The following is a 19,189-nucleotide window of genomic DNA, read 5'->3' as shown; positions in this document are numbered from 1 at the left end:
GGCACCCACTAGCGTCCGTGCGATGAGCGCGCTTTTCCGCCGCAAGGCTTTTTCGACCGAACTCCCCGTCCATCAGCAATTGGCGCGAACGCTCGGCTGGCCGCATTTGCTGGCGCTGGGCATCGGCGCGATTGTCGGCACCGGCATCTTTACCTTGATCGGCGTCGGCGCAGGCCGCGCTGGACCGGCAGTGCTGGTCAGTTTCGCAGTGGCGGGGGCGATCTGCGCCTGCGCCGCGCTGGCCTATGCCGAAATGGCAACGATGATCCCCGCGTCGGGTAGCGCCTACACCTATAGCTACACTGTGCTGGGCGAGGTGATCGCCTGGGTCGTCGGTTGGTCGCTGATCCTCGAATATTCGTTGGTCGTGGCGACGGTCGCAGTCGGCTGGTCGGGCTATGCCAGCGGATTCCTCGACGGCGTGGGCGTGCATCTGCCCGAAATGTTGCGGCACGGCCCAACCGTGGTCGACGGTGCGGTGACCGCATGGGGGCTGAACGTGCCGGCGGTGTTCATTATCTTCGTCGTTGCCGGGCTGCTCAGCGCGGGGACGAAGGAGAGCGCGACGATCAACACTGCTTTGGTGGTGCTGAAGCTCGTCACGCTGGCGTTGTTCGTCGCCGTCGCCTTGCCACACGTCGACACCGCCAACATGCATCCGTTCGCGCCGTTCGGTTATGGCGCGGCGAACGATGGCACCGGCGTGAAGCACGGCGTGATGGCCGCGTCGGCGATCATTTTTTTCGCCTTTTACGGCTTCGACGCGATCTCGACCGCGGCCGAGGAAGCCAAGAATCCCAAGCGCGACCTGGCCATCGGCATCGTCGGATCGATGATCGCCTGCACGATCATCTATATGGGTGTCGCGTTCGTGGCGGTCGGAGCGATGACGTTCTCGGGGTTCGCCAAAAGCCCCGAGCCGCTGGCAGTGATCCTGCGGTCGATCGGACAGGATAATGTGGCGACGGTCGTCGCGGCGGCGGCGGCGATCGCGTTGCCGACCGTGCTGCTCGCGTTCCTGTACGGGCAAAGCCGCATCTTCCTGGTCATGGCGCGCGACGGGTTCCTGCCGATGAAATTGGCCGAAGTGTCGAAGCGCGGCACACCGGCCAAGATCACTTGGCTGACCGCGATATTCGTTGCAGTGATTGCCGGGTTGTCGCCGCTCGATCTGATCGCCAGCCTGGCCAATGCCGGGACGCTCTGCGCGTTCATCGCGGTCGCGGCCTGCGTCCTCGTCATGCGTCGCCGTGCGCCCGACATGGAGCGGAGTTTCCGCACGCCGCTCGCCTGGTTCGTGTGCCCGGCGGCGATCCTCGGGTGCCTTTATCTGTTCACCAGCCTCCAGCCGATCACGCAGATCAGTTTCTTCGTGTGGAACGGTATCGGGCTGCTGATCTATTTCCTCTACGCACGGCGAAAGGCGGTGTTGGCATGAAGCTGTTCCTCCCTCTCATCCTCATTGCGGCGCCGATCGCCGCCAAGACGATCAACGTCGCCCCCGGGCCGGACGTGCAGGAACGGCTGCAAACGGCGCTCATCGACGCGCAGCCGGGCGATGTCGTGCAACTCGCCGCCGGGCGTTTCGTGCTGACCGACGGATTGTCGCTCGATGTCGCGCGGGTGACGGTGCGCGGGGCCGGGGCGGACAAGACCGTGCTCGATTTCAAGGGCCAACAGGGAGCGGGCGAGGGCTTGCTGGTCACGTCGTCCGACGTGGTGTTGCGCGACTTCGCAGTCGAGGATGCCAAGGGCGATGCGATCAAGTCCAAGGGCGTCGAGCGGACAGTCTATAAAAACCTCCGCGTCGAATGGACCGGCGGGCCGAAGCCGACCAACGGCGCGTACGGCCTGTATCCGGTGGCGAGCAAATGGGTGTTGATCGACGGGTGCATCGTCAAGGGCGCGTCGGACGCGGGCATTTATGTCGGCCAGTCGCAGGACATCGTCGTGCGCAACAATATCGCGTCGGGCAATGTCGCCGGGATCGAGATCGAGAATAGTTATCGCGCCGACGTGTTCCACAACATCGCTAGCCACAATACCGGCGGGATCCTGGTATTCGACCTACCCAATCTGCCGCAAATGGGCGGACATTCGATCCGCGTGTTCGAGAATGTGGTGTCGGAAAACGATACCGCCAATTTCGCCCCCAAGGGCAATATCGTCGCCAGCGTGCCCAACGGCACGGGGGTGATGGTCATGGCCAATCGCGACGTGCATGTGTTTCGCAACGCGCTGAGCGAGAACGCCACGGTCAACGTGATGGTCGTCGCGTACAAGCGGCCGTTCACCGATGCGACCTATAACCCGTTGCCGCGCGACGTCGTGGTGCGCGACAACAAGCACGGTCGCGCGGGCTGGGCGCCCGGTTTCGTCGGCGGCAAGGAATTGGCGGCGGCAATGGGCGGCAGCCTCGCACCGATATTCTGGGACGGCGCGGGCGGGCGCGAGCGCACCAACATCATCGTCAACGATACCGCGCCGGTGGTCAGCCTCAATCTGCCCGAAGCGCTGACGCCGGTGGAGCAGGCCCGGCCCGGCCCGGTCGATCTGACGGTCGGGCGTCCGGTCCCTGAGCCCGCCGCAGTGGTCTTGCCCGCGTCGATGGAAGCGGCGGTCGCGGAGAAGGGGACAAAGTGAAGCGCGCACTCGCGGCGTTACTGCTCCTCGGCACGGCGCCGCTGCCACAGGTCGATGACGCGCTGATCACGGGCGATACGTTGCCGCCGAAACTGTCCGACTATCGCTTCTTCAACGGCGGGGCACCCAATGCGCGGGTGACGGCTTATCACCTCAACACCACGCTGTTTTCGGATTATACCGACAAAGACCGCTGGTTCTATTTGCCGCCAAACACGCGCGTGAGTTTCGACGCAGCGGGGACGGTGCAATTCCCGCAGGGCGCCGCGATTATCAAGACGTTCCGTTACGGCGACCGCAAGCTCGAGACGCGCGTGCTGCTGCACCGTGGCGCGGGGTGGCAAGCGCTGCCTTATGTGTGGGACGGCGCGGATGCGGTGCTCAAACGTGGCGGCACGCGACTGGCGGCGACGGTCAAGGGGCAAGCGATCAGTTACGCGGTGCCCAACGTGAACCAGTGCAAGGAATGCCACCAGACCGGTGCGCTGCTGACCCCAATCGGGCCCAAAGCGCGCAACATCGACGATGGGCAGCTCGTTGCCTGGCAAAAGGCGGGTCTGGTGAATGCGGCCCCGGCCGTCGCCAAACTGCCGCGTTGGGATGACCCGACGCAACCGATTGCACTTCGGGCGCGTGCATATCTGGAGGTGAATTGCGCGCATTGTCACAAGCCCGAAGGCTCGGCGAGCAATTCGGGGCTGTATCTCGGTTGGGACAAACCGGTCGGTCCGTCTCTGGGCATCGGCAAGTCGCCGGTGGCGGCTGGGCGCGGCAGCGGCGGGCGGATGGTCGCGATCGATCCCGGTCATCCCGAAGCGTCGATCATGACCTACCGCATGGCGTCGACCGAACCCGGCGTGGCGATGCCTGAATTGGGTCGCGCGACCGTCCATACCGAAGGCGTCGCGCTGATCGCGAACTGGATCGCGGCGATGCGCTGAACGGAACGACGCCACGGCCCGCCGCGTTGAGTGCGCACACCACAGAGGAGGCCTGCATGGCGACGATTTTCGGACAGATCAAAGACGCGATTTTTGGAAGCGAGGCCGAAGCGGCTCCGGCCACGCAAGCCGCGCCGACGGCGGCTGCCGCGACTCCCGCCCCCGCGGCGCCGGTTCCGGCAAGCGCACAGGATGTCGAGGCGCGGCTGCGCGCTATTGCCGCCAAGAAGGGCGCGGCGTCGAATTACGACAGCTCGATCGTGGACCTGATGAAGCTGCTCGATCTCGATTCGAGCCTCGATAACCGCAAGACGCTGGCGAGCGAGCTGGGTTACACCGGCGCCTTGGATGGCAGTGCAGAGATGAACATCTGGCTGCACAAGGCGGTGATGGACAGTTTGAGCAAGCGCGGCGGCTAAACCGCTTAGGGGGCTAGGTATTCATCCCGGCCCCCTTCGTCGTTAAATGTTTGTATCGATGATCGTCGTCAGATTGTCGCCGTCATCCTCGATATCGCCCGAATCGATGTCCTCGCCCATATCGGCGTCCATGTCGGTCAGGATCGTGCCGTCGCTGCGTCCGCCGCCTTCGACTTCGGCGATTTCGGCGCGCTGCGCCTCGTCATAATCATCCTTGTTCGACGAATCCTCCGGGCGACGTCCGCCGGCAGTCGAACCCTCCTGCTGGGGGTTTGTTTCGATATAGGGCTCGCTGACGTCGCGGTTCATCGTTCTCGCTCCTGGTTTGCAAGGTGAACCAGCGGAAGGGCGCGGCGGTTCCCTTGTCCGGTACACCCGCGGGGGGTAGGGTCCGCGGCATGCTCGATACCCCGCTCCAGCGCGTTCCGGCGCTTTCGCTCGACCAGCAAACCAATGATGCGGCAGGCTTTGCCCAGGCGTTCGGCGACAGTTTTCAGCGTTTCGGCTTTGGCATCGTCGTCGATCATGGGATCGACGCCGCGCTGATCGAAAGCGCCTGGGCCGCGACGCGCGAATTCTTTGCTCTGCCGCTGGAAGAAAAACTGAAATACCGCGCTAAAAAGGGCGGGGCACGCGGTTACATTCCCTTCGGGATCGAGATCGCCAAAGGTGCGACCGAGAATGACCTGAAGGAATTCTGGCACATCGGTCGCGACCTGCCTGAGGGCGTGGATTACACTGCAACGATGCCACCCAATGTGTGGCCCGATGTGCCGGTGGACTTCCACCCGATTTTCAAACAGCTTTATGCCGAATTCGATCGTGTCGGCGCGAAGCTGTTGTCCGCCATCGCGACGTGGCTCGGGCTGGCACCCGACTGGTTCGAGACGCCGGTCGAGAACGGGAATTCGGTGCTGCGCCTGCTGCATTATCCGCCGGTCAGCGCTGAAGCTCCCGGAATACGAGCGGGCGCGCATGAGGACATCAATCTGATCACTTTGCTGCTGGGCGCCGAAGAGGCCGGGCTGCAATTGCTGACGCGCGAGGGCAAGTGGCTCGAGGTCGATCCGCCCCAAGGCGCGCTGGTCGTCAACGTCGGCGACATGCTCCAACGGCTGACCAACCATGTTCTGCCATCGACGACGCATCGCGTGGTCAATCCGGCGCCCGAACGGCGCGAGCATTCGCGCTATTCGATGCCGTTCTTCCTGCATCTGGCAGGCGAATTCCCTATCGCCACGCTGCCCGGATGCGTCAGCGGTGAGAATCCCGACAAATATCCCGAGGCGATTACCGCCGACGATTATTTGCAGCAGCGGTTGCGCGAGATCGGCCTCCTGTGAGCTCTGAACCGTTGCGCGTTGCGCTCGCCGGGCTCGGCACCGTCGGAGCGGGCGTGGTCAAATTGCTCGACGCCAATCGCGATCTGATCGCGCGGCGGGCGGGGCGGACGATCGAAGTCGCCGCCGTCTCGGCGCGAGACCGGGCGCGCGATCGCGGGGTCGATCTGGCACGCTTCGCTTGGACCGACGATGTGGCTGATTTGGCAGGACGCGACGATGTCGATGTCGTCGTCGAGCTGATCGGCGGGAGCGACGGACCGGCGCTGACGCTCGCGCGGCGGGCGATTGCAGCTGGCAAGGGCTTCGTCACGGCCAACAAGGCGATGATCGCGCATCATGGTGCCGAACTGGCCGAGGCGGCGGAAGCCGCGGGCGTGGCGCTCAAATTCGAAGCGGCGGTGGCGGGCGGTGTTCCCGTCATCAAGGGGCTGCGCGAGGGCGCGGCGGCCAATGCCATCGCGCAGGTCGACGGCATCCTCAACGGGACGTGCAATTACATTTTGAGCGAGATGGAGGCGAAGGGGTCGGACTTTGCCGATGTCCTCGCGGAAGCGCAGCGGCTGGGCTTTGCCGAGGCCGATCCGTCGTTCGACATCGACGGTGTCGATGCGGCGCACAAGCTGGCCATTCTCGCGACGGTGGCGTTCGGCACGCGGCCCGATTTCGATGGGGTCGAGGTGCGCGGCATCCGCGACGTCGTCGCGGGCGACATCGCCGAGGCGGCGGCGCTGGGCTATCGCGTGCGCCTGATCGGGGTGGCGGCGGCGGATGCGCATGGGCTGTACCAGCGCGTGACGCCGTGCCTGGTGCGCGAAGGGCATCCGTTGGCACGGGTGACGGGCGCAACCAATGCGGTCGTCGCCGAGGGCGATTTCGTCGGGCGGCTGTTGTTCGAAGGGCGCGGGGCGGGCGAAGGACCGACGGCGAGTGCTGTTGTCGCGGATTTGATCGACATTGCGCGCGGCATCGGCGGGACGGCGTTCGGGATGCCGGTGGCGAGCTTGAGTGCCGCCGCGCGCGCTGACCCTGGGGCGCGGCGTGAGCGGGCGTATCTGCGCTTTATCGTGCAGGATCGTGCGGGCGTGCTGGCGGAACTGACTGCCGGGATGCGCGATGGCGGGGTATCGATCGAGAGCATGATCCAACGCGGGGCCGGGGACAGCGAAGGCGTGCTGGTGGCGATGACGACGCACGAAGGCCCAGCGCGGGCGGTGGCGGCGGCGCTCGAGCGGCTGGAGGGTTCGGCGAGCCTGATCGGGCGGCCGATGGTCATGCCGATTGTGGATTAGACTGGGTCTGGATTGAAGTATCCGGTGACGCCCGATGGCCGCTATTTCGTGGTGCGCGGGCGGCTGTGGCGGATGAGCGATCCGCGGCTGGGCGAGAGTGAGCGAGCGGCGCTGACGAGCGCGTTGATGACGGCGCGACGGGCGGTTGGCGTGGCTTTGCGCGTCGGGGATCCGGACGGGCTCAAATCGGCGCGTGCTGATGTTGACACCGCCAAAATAAAACTCGGCGAGCGTGGGCCGGTTTGGTGGGACGATGATGCACCCGACGAAAACCGTAAAATGGTCAAAAATTCGCGCTATGCCGACTGGTGGACTGAGCAGCCCGAGGCGCGTTGACAGGCCCGACCCCTTCGGCCAATGACGCCCGCCTTGCCGCGCTGCATTGCAGCGCTGCGGTGATGGACAGGTGGCCGAGTGGTTAAAGGCGGCAGACTGTAAATCTGCTCTCTCCGGAGTACGCTGGTTCGAATCCAGCCCTGTCCACCATGCGCTTCGTCGCGTAAGCGCCAGTAATGGCAAAACGCGGAAGAAATCAGGGATCGGGCAATGCGCAGCGGCCGCGCTTTTGGGGGCGGCATGCGGTCGAGGCGGCGCTGGCGAACCCGGAGCGGGTGGTGCGCAAATTATGGGCGACGCGGGCGGCGTCCGAGCATCTGACTTTGCCCAAGGATTTGGCGGTCGTGCTGGCCGATGTCGCTGATCTCGGACGGATGGTGCCCGCCGACGCGCCGCATCAGGGGTTGGTTGCCGAAGTCGATCCACTTGAAGACGTGTGGCTGTCCGACATCTTGGCGCAGGACGAGGGCGGGCCGATCCTGGTGCTGGATCAGGTGACCGATCCGCACAACGTCGGCGCGGTGCTGCGTTCGGCGGCGGCGTTCGGTGCGGCGGCGATCGTGACGCAGGACCGGCATGCTCCGGTCGAGGGCGGCGCACTGGCCAAAGCGGCATCGGGCGCGCTGGAACTGGTGCCCTGGGCGCGGGTCGTCAATCTCAGTCGCGCGCTCGAGGAGATGGCCGAAGCGGGCTATTGGCGCATCGGACTGGCCGGCGAGACCGACATGACGCTGGAAGCCGCATTCACACCGGGCAAAATCGCCTTGGTGCTGGGCGCCGAGGGCGAGGGGCTGCGGCACAACGTCGCGCAGCATTGCGATGTGCTGGCGCGACTGCCGATCAGCGACCGGGTGGAGAGTTTGAATATTTCCAACGCGGCGGCGATTGCGCTTTACGCAACGCAGCAGCGAGCCGGATAGGTTGATGTTCTGAGCTTTGGGGGAGTGGCGACGATGATGTGGCGCAAGATGATCGGTGCGGTGGTGGCGGTGGCGGGGCCGTTGTTGCTGACGGGATGTTTCCTGACCCCTGGCGTGTTCGATTCGTCACTCGACCTGCGGCGCGGCGGCGCGTTCAGCTTTGCCTATAAAGGCGAGATCGTCTTCGCGATCCCCGACGACATGATGGGCGGCAAGCCTGAAGTGTGGCGCGACGACATGGCGACCTGTGAAGACAACAGCTCGTCCGACGGCAATTCGATGGATGCCGGTAAATGCACCTTGGCGCAGATCGGCGAGCAGAAGAAAACCTGGGAAGCCGAGCAGGCGACTAAGGCGGCAAAGGCTGCCGAGGAGTCGAAACAATTTGCGTCGATGTTCGGTTATGCGCCGGGCGACGACGAAGCCAACCAGCGGATGGCGGCGCAACTGGCCAAATATGACGGGTTCCGCAGCGCGACTTATGCCGGGAACGGCGTGTTCAACATCGATTACGCCAAGTCGGGCCAACTGGGCCACGACTTCATTTTCCCGGCGCTGTTGCAGGCGAATGTGATGTTCCCGTTCGTGCTGGCCCGGCCGCAGACCGATGGGTCGGTGCGCGTGTCGGCCCCGGCGTTCGTCGGCAATGGCGCGCTGGGCGCGCTGGCGCGGATGAAGGACATGGGCATGGGTAACGCCGACATGAACAAGCTGCCGGCCAACCGTACAAAGGGGCGGTTCGTGCTGACCACCGATGGCGAAGTGCTGACCAACAATACCGAGGACGGCCCGGTGGCGGGACCGCGCGGGAAGACACTCACATGGAATGTGGATGCGCGCAGTGCGGTTGCGCCGGAGGCTTTGGTGAAGCTCCGTTAGCGCGGTGCTCCCCCGTCACCCGATGGGGAGGACCTAATCTTCTTTGGCGATCGTGACCTTCAGCCCGTCCAGATCATCCGTGAACGGGATCTGGCACGACAGGCGGCTGGTGTCGTTGCGGTCGTCGGAACTGTCGAGCAGGTCGTTCTCGTCCTCGCCCATCGGGGCGACCTTGTCTGCGAAGGCGGGATCAATATGGACGTGGCACGTCGCGCACGAGCAGCAACCGCCGCACAAGGCCAGCAATTCGTCCACGCCGCCGTCGCGAATAATCTCCATCACCGACAGACCCGGCTGGCCCTGCAGCTCGAGCGTTTCCCCTTCGCGCGTGGTGACATAAAGCGTCGGCATCGGTCGATATTCCCTGTTCGTCTGTACTGCGGCGGCTATGGGGACAGGCGGGGAGTGACGCAATGGGATTGAGCGCGGAACGGCTGCGAGCGGATTTGGATGCGCTGGCGGCGAAGGAGCCCGCTTTTGCGCGGGCGCTGGCGGAGGCGGGTTACCCCGAACCGCGCTTGCGCGACCGCGGGTATGAAACGTTGCTGCGGACGATCGTCGGACAGCAGATCAGCGTCCATGCGGCGGCGGCGGTGTGGAACAAGCTGGCGGCGGCGGTGGGCGACATGACCGATCCGCGAGCATTGTTGGCGGTGGGCGCGGATGGGCTGAAGGAAGCGGGGTTTTCGCGCCAGAAAACCGGATATGCGCTGAGTTTGGCGCAGCTGATCGTCGATGGGGAATTAGACCTCGAACATTTGCCCGAGGATGATGAGGAGGCGATTGCCGCGCTGATCAAGGTCAAGGGCATCGGGCGATGGTCGGCGGAGATTTACCTGCTGTTCGCCGAAGGACGCGGCGACATCTGGCCCGCGGGCGACCTCGCGGTGCAGGAACAGGTCGGGCGGATTTTGGGACACAGCGAGCGGCCCAAGGAGCCGCTCGTGCGCGAACTGGCCGAGGCATGGCGGCCGTATCGCGGTGCTGCGGCGATCTTTGCGTGGCACCAATATAGCATCAAGCCGATTTAACCCGGCGGCATGCTGCCGGTATGTCGGACCGGTTGGCAAAGCAGGTGTAGCAGGTATGCCACAGTGCGCCTTTTTCTGACGAAATGTAACGGAACTCATGGCGGTAGTTTCGCTCGCACTATATCGAACGATAGTAATCGACCCACCATCGTTCGATAGTGTTGAGGTATGCCCGAAGATAGTCTTCCTCCGCGAAAACTGGCCCAATGGCTGCTGGAGCGGGCGGGGGTTCGTCTGTTCGGCGACGTTTACGAACGCAGTTCCTCGCTCGGGCCCGCATTTCCCGTTCCGCTGGACCGCAAGCGGCGTGACCGGTTGCGCGCGATCGAAGATGGGGGCGCCTTGTTCATCCACATTCCCAAAAACGCCGGCATGGCCGTGTCGCAGGCGCTGTATGGGCGGCAAGTCTATCACCCAACCATCCGTTATTATCGGCGGTTCGCTCCGGATCTGGTCGACCGTCTGCCAAGTTTCGCGATCTGGCGCGACCCCGCACAGCGGTTCTTATCGGCTTTGCGGTTCGCCCGTACTGTTGGCAATCCCGGCAACCGCATCGCGGCGGGTTTCCGCGAAACCTATGCGCGCTTCGCGACGGTCGACGACGCGCTGGATCATGTCGAGGCGGGCCCCGACATCTTTGCCCTGGATCACATCTTCCGTCCGCAATTCTGGTATGTTGCGGATCGCTCCGCCCGGATCGCCGTCGATCGGATATTGCTGATCGACGAACTGGATAGCGCGCTGGCCGACATGCGCTTGCCCAACCTCAGCCATGTCGCGCACCTCAACGAATCGGCGGACCTCGATATCGAACTGACGGTACAACAGGAGAACCGGCTGCGGCGCCTCTATGCGATCGATTTCGCGATCCATGACTCGTTGCGCTCGCGGGCGATGCCGGCGATCCTCAACAGCCCGATGGCGAGGCAGCGCGCGCTTGACTGACTCGTCCCGGCACGCTGCCGCCAATGACTAAGCGGCCGCCTTCTCTCGCGCCGGATTGCTGAACTTCATCGTGCCGTCGTCGAGCTTGCCGTAACGCAGTGTCAATGTGTCCTTGGCGTAATTCTGGTGGAGTTTCCACGGTGCCTTGCTGCCCTGTTTGGGGAGCTGTTCGAGCGCGCGCTGGACGTAGCCGGAGCTGAAATCGAGGAACGGTTCGGGTTCGATCCCGTCGGTCAGCACCGGCGTGGCGATGGTCGTCCCGCTGGCCTTCATACGGTTGAGCAGGCGGCAGACGAACTCGCTGGTCAGGTCGGCCTTCAGCGTCCAACTGGCATTGGTATAGCCGAACACGAAGGTCAAATTGGGCACACCGCCAATCATCATCCCCTTGTAGATGATCGATTTGCCGACATCGACCGGCACCCCGTCCATCGAGAATTTGGCATCGCCGAACACGTTGAGTTTCAGTCCCGTCGCGGTGACGATGATGTCCGCGGGCAAGGTTTTGCCCGACGACAATTTGATACCTTCGGACACGAACTTTTCGATCGTGTCGGTCGCGACTTCGGCCTTCCCCGATTTCAGCGACTCGAACAGATCCGCATCCGGAATCAGGCACATCCGCTGTTCCCACGGATTATAGCGCGGCGTAAAGTGCGTCGCGACGTCGTAATCGGGGCCGAGCGCATCGCGGACCATGCCGATCAGCCGGTTCTTGATCTGCGCCGGTTTGCGCTGCGTCAGATTGTAGAAGAACAGCTGCCAACCGACGTTGCGCCAGCGGGTCAGGGCATAGCCCGCCTTGGCACCGAGGAGCTTGCGCATGCGGTTGGCGAGCTTGTCCTCACCGGGGCGCGAGACAACATAGGTGGGGGAGCGTTGCAGCATCGTCACCTTGGCGGCCTTCTTGGCCATTTCGGGGACCAATGTCATCGCGGTCGCGCCCGATCCGATTACCACGACGTTCTTGCCGCTGTAATCCAGGTCGGCTGGCCAGAATTGCGGTTGGACGAATGTGCCCGCGAAATCCGCTTCGCCACCCCAGGTCGGAACATAGCCCTCGGCGTAACTATAATAACCCGAGCACATCAGCAGGAAATTGCACGTGGTGGTGACGGTCGCGTCGCCGCGCTGTGCGGTAACCGTCCAAAGTGCGGTGGCGCTGTCCCAATCTGCGGACGTGACGCGCGTGTCGAACGCGATGTGCTTGTCGATGCCTTCGTCGCGCGCGGTGTCCTGAACATATTTCAGGATCGACGGGCCGTCGGCAATGGCTTTGGCTTCGGTCCAGGGTTTGAAGCGATAGCCTAGCGTGTGCATGTCGCTGTCCGAGCGGATGCCGGGATAGCGGAACAAGTCCCACGTCCCGCCGATCGCGCCGCGCGCCTCCCAGATGGCGTAGCTGCGCCCGGGCGAACGGTGCTTGATGTGCCACGCGGCGCCGATGCCCGACAGGCCAGCGCCCACGATCAGGACGTCCACATGCTCCATATCCCGCACCCTCTTATTATGGCGGAGATACTCGCGGCGGTTTACGTGAGCGTCAAGGTTGCAATCCGCAACCTGACGCTCGGCGTTGAAATCAGGCTGCTTTGGGCGCGCTGTCGCGGACGCCCTGTTCGACATGGTCGGCGAACTGCTCGAAATTATTGATGAACTTGCCGACCAAGTCCGCCGCCGTGCGGTCATACTCGCTTTTGTCGGCCCAGGCGGCGCGCGGGTCGAGCATGTTGCTGTCGACACCCGCCACCGCGACCGGAACCATGAAGCCGAAATTGGGATCGCGCTTGAATTCGGCGCTGTTGAGGCTGCCGTCGAGGGCTGCGTTGAGTAGCGCGCGCGTTGCCTTGATTGGCATCCGCTTGATGCCGGGCATCGTCGCCTTGCCGCCGGTCCAGCCGGTGTTGACCAGCCAGCAGTCGACGCCGCCCTTGGCGATGCGTTCTTTCAGCAGGTTGCCATAGACCGACGGATGACGCGGCATGAACGGCGCACCGAAGCAGGTCGAGAAGGTCGCCTCGGGTTCGGTTACGCCGATTTCGGTGCCCGCGACGCGCGCGGTGTAGCCCGACAGGAAGTGATACATCGCCTGATCGGGGGTCAGCTTCGCGATCGGCGGGAGAACGCCATAGGCATCGGCGGTGAGGAAGATGATGTTCTTCGGCACCGGACCCAGATTCTTCTCCGACGAATTGGGAATGAATTCAATCGGGTAGGAACCGCGGCTGTTCTCGGCGAGCGTTGCGTCGTCGAAATCGAGCTCGCGCGTGACGGGGTCCATCACGACGTTTTCGAGGACGGTGCCGAAACGCTTGGTCGCCGCGAAAATTTCGGGTTCGGCTTCGGCCGACAGGCGGATCATCTTGGCGTAACAGCCGCCTTCGAAATTGAAGACAGCCGTGTCCGACCAGCCATGCTCGTCATCGCCGATCAGCGTGCGGCTGGCATCGGCGCTAAGCGTCGTCTTGCCGGTACCCGACAGGCCGAAGAAGACGGCGGTGTCGCCGTCGGGGCCGATATTGGCCGAACAATGCATCGGCATCGTACCTTCGACCGGCAATTTGTAATTGAGGATGCCGAACACCGACTTCTTCATTTCGCCGGCATAGCGTGTGCCGCCGATCAGGATCAGCTTTTCGGTGAAATTGACCGCGATGACGGTCTCTCCGCGGCTGCCGTGACGCGCCGGATCGGCGACAAAATAGGGCAGGTCGATAATCGTATATTCGGGGACGAACGCGGCGAGCGCTTCGGCTTCCGGACGCACCAGCAGCGTGCGGATGAACATCGAATGCCACGCTAACTCGGTGACGACGCGCACGTTGACGCGGTGTTCGGGCTGCGATCCGCCGAACAAATCCTGGACGAACAGCGTGTCCTTGCGACCCAGTTCGGCAAAGAAATCCGCCTTCAGCGCGGCGAAATGTTCGGGCGTCATGCCCTTGTTGGTCTTGCCCCACCAAACGGTATTTTCGGTTTCGGCGTCGCGGACGATGAACTTGTCCTGCGCGCTGCGACCGGTGTGTTTGCCGGTTTCGACGACCAGCGGGCCGTCCTTGGCCAGCTTGCCTTCACCGCGGGCGATGGCGTGTTCGACCAACTGTGCCGGGATCAGGTTCCAATGCGTCTCGGCCGAGGTGCGTACGCCCTGATCGGCGAGCGTGAAGGCGGGCGTCCGGGTAATCACTTGGCATACTCCCTACGGGTCGCCGCGCGCCCGGGTTCAAAACCGGACCGGACAACTCTCGATTTGCAGAACTGCAACGATGCCCGCCGCATAATCTGCGGGCCGATTCGCGTCAAACCGGCAGGGTTAAGTTGCGCGCGTCGCTGGCGGAGTTTACCGGCGAGGCGTGAGCGCCACGATCGCCCTGGTCGACGATGACCGCAACATCCTGACTTCGGTTGCGATGACGCTGCAGGCCGAAGGCTTTTCAACGCGCGTTTACGCCGATGGCGAAGCGGCGTTGAAGGCGTTGACGGACAACCCGCCCGACCTTGTGGTGTCGGACATCAAGATGCCGCGGATGAACGGGCTGGAGCTTTTGCGGCGGCTGCGCGAGGCGACCGATGTGCCGGTGATCATGCTAACGTCGAAGGACGACGAGGCCGATGAGGCGCTGGGCCTCGATCTCGGCGCCGACGATTATATCACCAAGCCGTTTTCTCCGACGTTGCTGGTCGCGCGCATCCGGGCGATCCTGCGCCGCAGCGCAACCGTTGCGTCGCGAGCTCAGGACGAGGCCGACAGCGAAGTGGTGCGCGGCGATCTCGCGCTCGATGCCGAGCGGCACCGGGTGGTATGGCGCGGCCATGAGGTGAGGCTGACCGTGACCGAATTCCTGATCCTCGAAGCACTCGCCCAGCGCCCCGGCGTGGTCAAGACGCGCAACCAGTTGCTCGACGCGGCCTATGGCGACGACGGTTTCGTCGACGACCGCACGATCGACAGTCACATCAAGCGCATCCGTCGCAAGTTCCGCACCGCGGACGGCGAATTCGATGGCATCAAGACTCTGTATGGCGCCGGTTACCGCTTCGCCGCCGACTGAGCCCGGCGAGCGCCCGCTGCGCTTTCGCTGGTCGCTCACCGTGCGGATTCTGCTGCTCAACGTGCTTGCGCTCGCGCTGACCGGCGGGAGCATTTTCTACCTCGACAGCTTTCGCGGGCGATTGCTGAGCGAGCGGCAGGAACAGCAGCAGCGGCTGGCACGGACGATGGCGACGGCATTTGCCGGGGCACCGCGCGACGACTGGCCGGCGATCAGCGCGGCAAGCCAGACGCAGGAACAGCGCCGTGTCCTGGTGTTCGATGCGAAGGGCCGACCGATCTTCGATTCGATCGATGCGGGGCAGGAGTTCCGCATCGTCGATCCGTCGCGAGAGGCATGGCGGCGCAAGGCAGCGCGCGCGATGGATCGCACCATCGACACCATCGTCGGCGCCGACGACCTGACCGATTTCGAGCCCGCACAGACTCCCAATGCGAAATATTGGTCGAGTTTGGGATTGTTCGCTGACCCCGCGAGTGTGACGCTGTTCGCCCCTGACCGCACGCCGCTGGTCGCAGCAGGGGCGCCGGTCGGAACGGCGTTGCACCTGATCACGCTTGAAAATGCGCGCGACGCGACCCGTCTGGTCCGCGCCGAGCGCAGCCGGTTGGCCGAGGTCGTGGCGATGGCGTTGCTGCTATCGGCACTGGTTTCGCTGTATCTGGCGCGCACCATCGTCAAGCCGCTCAGGCGCCTCACGCGCGCGGCGGTGCGCGTCCATCAAGGGCGCGGGCGCGAGGTGATCGTCCCCCGCCTCGAAGGACGGCGCGATGAAGTCGGGCTGTTGGCGCGTGCGGTATCGGACATGACCGCCGAACTCCGCGCGCGCACCGATGCGATCGAGAGTTTTGCTGCCGATGTCAGCCACGAATTGCGCAATCCGCTGGCGTCGCTGCGCTCGGCGATAGAGACGTTCGCGCGGGTTGATGCAGCGGGACAGGCGCAGTTGCTCGATATCCTGCGCGACGATGTCCAGCGGCTCGACCGGCTGATCGGCGATGTCGCGGAAATGTCGCGGCTCGATGCGCAATTGACGCGCACGCCGTTCGACCAGGTCGATCTGGGGCTATTGCTCGAGGAGATGGTCCGCGAACGTGAGCGCCGTGGCGAAGATCGGAACGTCAGCATCGCCTTCGCGCGCCCCTATCGCGCGCTGGCGACGGTTGCCGGAGATCCTGGGCGGCTGGCCCGCGCCATCTCCAATTTGCTCGACAATGCGGTGTCGTTCAGCCCGGCCGACGGCTGTGTCCGGTTGGGCGCGACACGCGTCGATCGTGAAGTGCTGGTTAGCGTCGAGGATGAAGGGCCGGGCGTGGAGCCGGGTCTGCGCGCTGCGATCTTCGAACGCTTCGCCACCGATCGGCCCGCCGAATTCGGCGACGAACGCCATTCGGGGCTCGGTCTCGCGATCGCCAAGACGATCGTCGAGCGGCACAATGGCCGCATCGAGGTGAGCGCACCCGAATCGGGCAAGGGCGCGCGGTTCGTCATTCGCCTGCCGGCGTTGTAAGCGTGGCTGCGATGCGCACTTTGTCCTCCGAAACAATACACGCGTCGTGCATCGCGATCGATGGCCGGGCCGTGCTGATCGAGGGCCGTTCGGGCAGTGGCAAGTCCGATCTGGCGCTGCGCCTGATCGATCGCGGCGCTTCCCTGGTCGGCGACGACCAGGTCATCATTCGCCGCGACGGCGCACACATTCTGGCGACCGCGCCTGAAACGATTGCAGGAAAACTGGAAGTGCGTGGCGTCGGCATCGTCACGCTTCCGGCTCAAAACGACGTGTCCGTGCGCCTGATCGTCAGCTTGGTCGAAGCAGAGATCGAGCGCATGCCCATCGGCACGACACGCTTGCTGCTCGGAGTCGAAATGCCGCTGGTCAGCTTGCGGCCGTTCGAAGCTTCAGCGGCGGCCAAAGTTGCTGCTGCCTTGAACCACTTGGCGCACTGATGGCCCAGGCCGATCCCGCCCGCATTCTGCTGGTCACCGGCATGTCGGGGGCGGGCAAGACGACCGCGCTCAAGACGCTGGAGGACATTGGCTGGGAGGTTGTCGACAACCTTCCGCTGCGCCTGCTCGACCGATTGCTCGCGACGCGCGGTGCGGAAGGGGCGGAGGCCGGGCGGCCGCTGGCCTTGGGGATCGACAGCAGGACACGTGGGTTTGACGCCGAAGGGATCGTAAAGCGCATCCAGGCGATGCGTGGCGACGGCGCCGATATCGCCACCTTGTTCCTCGATTGCGGACGAGTCGAACTGAACCGGCGGTTCTCGGAAACGCGCCGCCGCCACCCGCTGGCGCCTGATCGCCCCGCCGCCGACGGCATCGAGCGCGAGCGTGAATTGCTCGCCCCGCTGCGCCATTGGGCTGAGACGGTGATCGATACCCGCGCGTCGACAACCAACGATTTGCGCCTCGAAATTCGTCACCGATTTCCGACCGACGGCAGCGGCGCTCCGACGCTGCAGGTGATGTCGTTCGGCTTTGCCCGCGGGCTGCCGCGCAATGCCGATCTGGTGTTCGACATGCGGTTCTTGCGAAATCCGCACTGGGTCGACGATTTGCGTCCACAATCGGGACTCGATCAACCCGTGGCGGATTATATCGCCGGCGATCCGGCTTATGCCGAGGCGATTCCGCAGATCGAAAACCTCCTGCTGACGCTCCTGCCGCGCTATGCCGCCGAGGGGAAAAGCTATGTTACCGTCGCGATCGGCTGCACCGGCGGGCGGCATCGCAGCGTCCATGTGGCGGAGCGCATCGCAAAGCGATTGCGCGACGGAGGATTTTCGCCGACAATCGCGCATCGCGACCTGGCAACCCGACCCGACGATGTGACGGAAGGGGCGCGGGCCGGGTCGAGCGGGGATGTGACGCATTGATGATCGGTTTGGTGCTGGTGACGCACGGCGCGCTTGCGACGGAATTCGTCACCGCGATGGAACATGTGGTGGGCAAGCAGCGCGCGATCGCCGCGATCTGCATTGGCCCCGATGACGATATGGACGCGCGGCGCGAAGATATCGCCGCCGCGATCGCCGAAGTCGATGGCGGGCGCGGCGTGATCGTGCTGACCGATTTGTTCGGCGGCACGCCATCGAACATGGCGATTTCGCTGATGCAGCCGGGCAAGGTCGAGGTGATTGCCGGGATCAACCTGCCGATGCTCATTCGCCTGGAAGGCGCGCGTCGCACGATGGGCGTGCGCGATGCCGTGGCGGCGGCGCGCGAGGCGGGGCGCAAGTATATTTCGGTCGCGTCCGAGGTGCTTGGCGAGAAGGCCGCGTGATCGAACGTACCGTCACGATCACCAACAAACGCGGCCTTCACGCCCGCGCCAGTGCCAAATTCGTGACCATGGCCAGCGAACTGCCATGCGAAGTGCGTGTGGCCAAGGACGGCGATAGCGTCGTCGGCACGTCGATCATGGGCCTGATGATGTTGGGCGCGGCAATGGGCGACAGCGTGACGATTTCGGCGGACGGCGATGGCGCGGACGATGCGGTGGGCAAACTTTCCAAGCTGGTGGAAGACAAGTTCGGAGAGGACTGAATGCTCCGCGAGATCACCGGCTTCTCCAATCCGCTCGTCAAGGACGCGCGGGCATTGCGCGACAAGAAGGCGCGGCGGGAGACGGGGCGGTTTCTCGCGGAGGGCTTGCGGATTCTGACCGAAGGACTGGAGGCGGGCTTTGCGCCGATCCAGCTGTGGCGGACCGAGGCGAGCGCCGATCACCCCTTGGTCAAGGCGCTCGAACGAGCCGCCGGCGAGACGTTGGTCACGTCGCCGGACATCCTCGGCAAACTCAGCGGCAAGGACAATCCGGGGCAGGTGCTGGGCGTCTATGCCGAGTTCGCCACGCCGCTGGCCGAATTGGACCGATCTGCGGCGGATATCTGGCTGGTGGCGCAGGCAATGCGGGACCCGGGGAATCTGGGGACGACGATGCGGACGGGTGATGCGGTGGGTGCGGGCGGGGTGATCCTGATCGACGATTGCGCCGATCCGTTCTCGGTCGAGGCGGTTCGCGCGAGCATGGGGGCGATCTTTACGCAGAAAGTTGTCCGGACAAATTGGGCGGAGTTTATCGCCTGGTTGCGCGACGGGCCGGGGCAATTGGTCGGGACCAGCCTCAATACCGATGTGGATTACCAGGCGGCGAGTTATGCCGCGCCGACCTTCGTGCTCACCGGCAACGAGAGCCAGGGGCTGCCCGAATCGTACGAAGCCGACTGCGACCTGCTCGTCAAAATGCCGATGCGCGGGAAGGCGGACAGCCTCAATGCGGCGGTGGCGACCGCGGTGATGGCGTATGAAGTGCTGAACCAGCAGCGACGTGTGTTAGTCGGCTAGACCTGTTGCTCGCGTAACGGCGGTGCTATTCCGCCGCC

At 64.3% G+C, this 19,189-nt stretch carries 22 protein-coding genes and 1 tRNA gene; 19 read left to right on the top strand and 4 right to left on the bottom strand.

From position 1 onward, the window contains the following. The first annotated feature begins 22 nt into the window (after positions 1-22). From ACM9ME_RS10585 to ACM9ME_RS10570, 4 genes are read left to right on the top strand one after another with little or no spacing between them, the layout of a single operon-like run. Positions 23-1,438: an amino acid permease gene (locus ACM9ME_RS10585; protein WP_415643426.1), complete on the top strand. Its 1,416-nt coding sequence runs from the start codon at positions 23-25 to the stop codon at positions 1,436-1,438. Next, on the top strand, positions 1,435-2,643 hold the full coding sequence (locus tag ACM9ME_RS10580; RefSeq protein ID WP_415643425.1) for a parallel beta-helix domain-containing protein: 1,209 nt from the start codon (positions 1,435-1,437) through the stop codon (positions 2,641-2,643). The genes ACM9ME_RS10585 and ACM9ME_RS10580 overlap by 4 nt, the downstream gene beginning before the upstream one ends. Beyond that, positions 2,640-3,584 carry an SO2930 family diheme c-type cytochrome gene (locus ACM9ME_RS10575; protein WP_415643424.1) on the top strand — a complete coding sequence of 315 codons (945 nt, stop codon included), beginning with the start codon at positions 2,640-2,642 and terminating at the stop codon, positions 3,582-3,584. The genes ACM9ME_RS10580 and ACM9ME_RS10575 overlap by 4 nt, the downstream gene beginning before the upstream one ends. A 56-nt stretch (positions 3,585-3,640) precedes the next feature. Further along, positions 3,641-4,003: a DUF3597 domain-containing protein gene (locus tag ACM9ME_RS10570; RefSeq protein WP_415643423.1), complete on the top strand. Its 363-nt coding sequence runs from the start codon at positions 3,641-3,643 to the stop codon at positions 4,001-4,003. A gap of 42 nt (positions 4,004-4,045) precedes the next feature. Here ACM9ME_RS10570 and ACM9ME_RS10565 read toward each other — a convergent pair whose 3' ends face one another. Then, entirely contained in the window at positions 4,046-4,312 is a 267-nt protein-coding gene (locus ACM9ME_RS10565) for a hypothetical protein (RefSeq protein ID WP_415643422.1), read from the bottom strand. A gap of 89 nt (positions 4,313-4,401) precedes the next feature. Here ACM9ME_RS10565 and ACM9ME_RS10560 point away from each other — a divergent pair, with 89 nt between their 5' ends. The 6 genes from ACM9ME_RS10560 to ACM9ME_RS10535 all read left to right on the top strand — a co-directional run bounded on the left by ACM9ME_RS10560 (position 4,402) and on the right by ACM9ME_RS10535 (position 8,770). Beyond that, positions 4,402-5,346 carry an isopenicillin N synthase family dioxygenase gene (locus ACM9ME_RS10560; protein ID WP_415643421.1) on the top strand — a complete coding sequence of 315 codons (945 nt, stop codon included), beginning with the start codon at positions 4,402-4,404 and terminating at the stop codon, positions 5,344-5,346. After that, on the top strand, positions 5,343-6,635 hold the full coding sequence (locus ACM9ME_RS10555) for a homoserine dehydrogenase (RefSeq protein WP_415643420.1): 1,293 nt from the start codon (positions 5,343-5,345) through the stop codon (positions 6,633-6,635). The genes ACM9ME_RS10560 and ACM9ME_RS10555 overlap by 4 nt, the downstream gene beginning before the upstream one ends. Positions 6,636-6,647: 12 nt before the next feature. Continuing rightward, entirely contained in the window at positions 6,648-6,971 is a 324-nt protein-coding gene (locus ACM9ME_RS10550) for a hypothetical protein (RefSeq protein WP_415643419.1), read from the top strand. 64 nt (positions 6,972-7,035) lie between these two features. Then, positions 7,036-7,121: transfer RNA gene (locus ACM9ME_RS10545), tRNA-Tyr, on the top strand. A gap of 26 nt (positions 7,122-7,147) precedes the next feature. After that, positions 7,148-7,891 (top strand): 23S rRNA (guanosine(2251)-2'-O)-methyltransferase RlmB, encoded by a 744-nt coding sequence (gene rlmB / locus ACM9ME_RS10540; protein WP_415643418.1) that lies wholly within the window; start codon positions 7,148-7,150, stop codon positions 7,889-7,891. A 33-nt stretch (positions 7,892-7,924) separates the two neighbouring features. Further along, entirely contained in the window at positions 7,925-8,770 is an 846-nt protein-coding gene (locus tag ACM9ME_RS10535) for a hypothetical protein (RefSeq protein ID WP_415643417.1), read from the top strand. A gap of 33 nt (positions 8,771-8,803) precedes the next feature. On the opposite strand, the gene ACM9ME_RS10530 is transcribed toward ACM9ME_RS10535, so the two are convergent. After that, positions 8,804-9,121, bottom strand: coding sequence for a 2Fe-2S iron-sulfur cluster-binding protein (locus ACM9ME_RS10530; RefSeq protein ID WP_415643416.1), 318 nt, complete (start codon positions 9,119-9,121; stop codon positions 8,804-8,806). 62 nt (positions 9,122-9,183) lie between these two features. Between ACM9ME_RS10530 and ACM9ME_RS10525 the strand changes: the two genes are divergently transcribed. Together ACM9ME_RS10525 and ACM9ME_RS10520 are read left to right on the top strand one after the other, a co-directional pair. Next, positions 9,184-9,801 (top strand): DNA-3-methyladenine glycosylase family protein, encoded by a 618-nt coding sequence (locus tag ACM9ME_RS10525; protein ID WP_415643415.1) that lies wholly within the window; start codon positions 9,184-9,186, stop codon positions 9,799-9,801. Between the two features lie 168 nt (positions 9,802-9,969). Next, on the top strand, positions 9,970-10,746 hold the full coding sequence (locus ACM9ME_RS10520; protein WP_415643414.1) for a sulfotransferase: 777 nt from the start codon (positions 9,970-9,972) through the stop codon (positions 10,744-10,746). A gap of 27 nt (positions 10,747-10,773) precedes the next feature. Here the strand turns inward: ACM9ME_RS10520 and ACM9ME_RS10515 are convergent, their stop codons facing one another. Both ACM9ME_RS10515 and ACM9ME_RS10510 read right to left on the bottom strand, forming a co-directional pair. Beyond that, positions 10,774-12,237 (bottom strand): flavin-containing monooxygenase, encoded by a 1,464-nt coding sequence (locus ACM9ME_RS10515; protein ID WP_415643413.1) that lies wholly within the window; start codon positions 12,235-12,237, stop codon positions 10,774-10,776. Positions 12,238-12,328: 91 nt separating this feature from the next. Then, entirely contained in the window at positions 12,329-13,933 is a 1,605-nt protein-coding gene (locus tag ACM9ME_RS10510) for a phosphoenolpyruvate carboxykinase (protein ID WP_415643412.1), read from the bottom strand. Positions 13,934-14,099: 166 nt separating this feature from the next. Here ACM9ME_RS10510 and ACM9ME_RS10505 point away from each other — a divergent pair, with 166 nt between their 5' ends. The 7 genes from ACM9ME_RS10505 to ACM9ME_RS10475 are packed head-to-tail and all read left to right on the top strand — an operon-like array spanning position 14,100 to position 19,151. Then, positions 14,100-14,798, top strand: a complete 699-nt coding sequence (locus ACM9ME_RS10505; protein WP_415643411.1) for a response regulator transcription factor — start codon at positions 14,100-14,102, stop codon at positions 14,796-14,798. Next, entirely contained in the window at positions 14,767-16,308 is a 1,542-nt protein-coding gene (locus tag ACM9ME_RS10500) for a sensor histidine kinase (protein ID WP_415643410.1), read from the top strand. Before ACM9ME_RS10505 ends, ACM9ME_RS10500 begins: the two co-directional genes overlap by 32 nt. A gap of 11 nt (positions 16,309-16,319) precedes the next feature. Next, positions 16,320-16,748 (top strand): HPr kinase/phosphorylase, encoded by a 429-nt coding sequence (locus ACM9ME_RS10495; protein WP_415643409.1) that lies wholly within the window; start codon positions 16,320-16,322, stop codon positions 16,746-16,748. Then, on the top strand, positions 16,748-17,680 hold the full coding sequence (gene rapZ / locus ACM9ME_RS10490; protein ID WP_415643408.1) for an RNase adapter RapZ: 933 nt from the start codon (positions 16,748-16,750) through the stop codon (positions 17,678-17,680). The genes ACM9ME_RS10495 and rapZ overlap by 1 nt, the downstream gene beginning before the upstream one ends. Further along, positions 17,680-18,087, top strand: coding sequence for a PTS sugar transporter subunit IIA (locus tag ACM9ME_RS10485; RefSeq protein WP_415643407.1), 408 nt, complete (start codon positions 17,680-17,682; stop codon positions 18,085-18,087). Before rapZ ends, ACM9ME_RS10485 begins: the two co-directional genes overlap by 1 nt. Beyond that, positions 18,084-18,350 carry an HPr family phosphocarrier protein gene (locus ACM9ME_RS10480; protein ID WP_415643406.1) on the top strand — a complete coding sequence of 89 codons (267 nt, stop codon included), beginning with the start codon at positions 18,084-18,086 and terminating at the stop codon, positions 18,348-18,350. Before ACM9ME_RS10485 ends, ACM9ME_RS10480 begins: the two co-directional genes overlap by 4 nt. Next, positions 18,351-19,151, top strand: coding sequence for a TrmH family RNA methyltransferase (locus ACM9ME_RS10475; RefSeq protein WP_415643405.1), 801 nt, complete (start codon positions 18,351-18,353; stop codon positions 19,149-19,151). The last annotated feature ends 38 nt before the right edge of the window (positions 19,152-19,189 follow it).

Origin of the sequence: Sphingomonas antarctica (genome assembly GCF_965137005.1) — a bacterium.
Lineage (GTDB): Bacteria > Pseudomonadota > Alphaproteobacteria > Sphingomonadales > Sphingomonadaceae > Sphingomonas_O > Sphingomonas_O antarctica.
The sequence above is the reverse complement of the archived record's forward strand: the minus strand, read 5'-3'. Positions and strand labels throughout refer to the sequence as shown.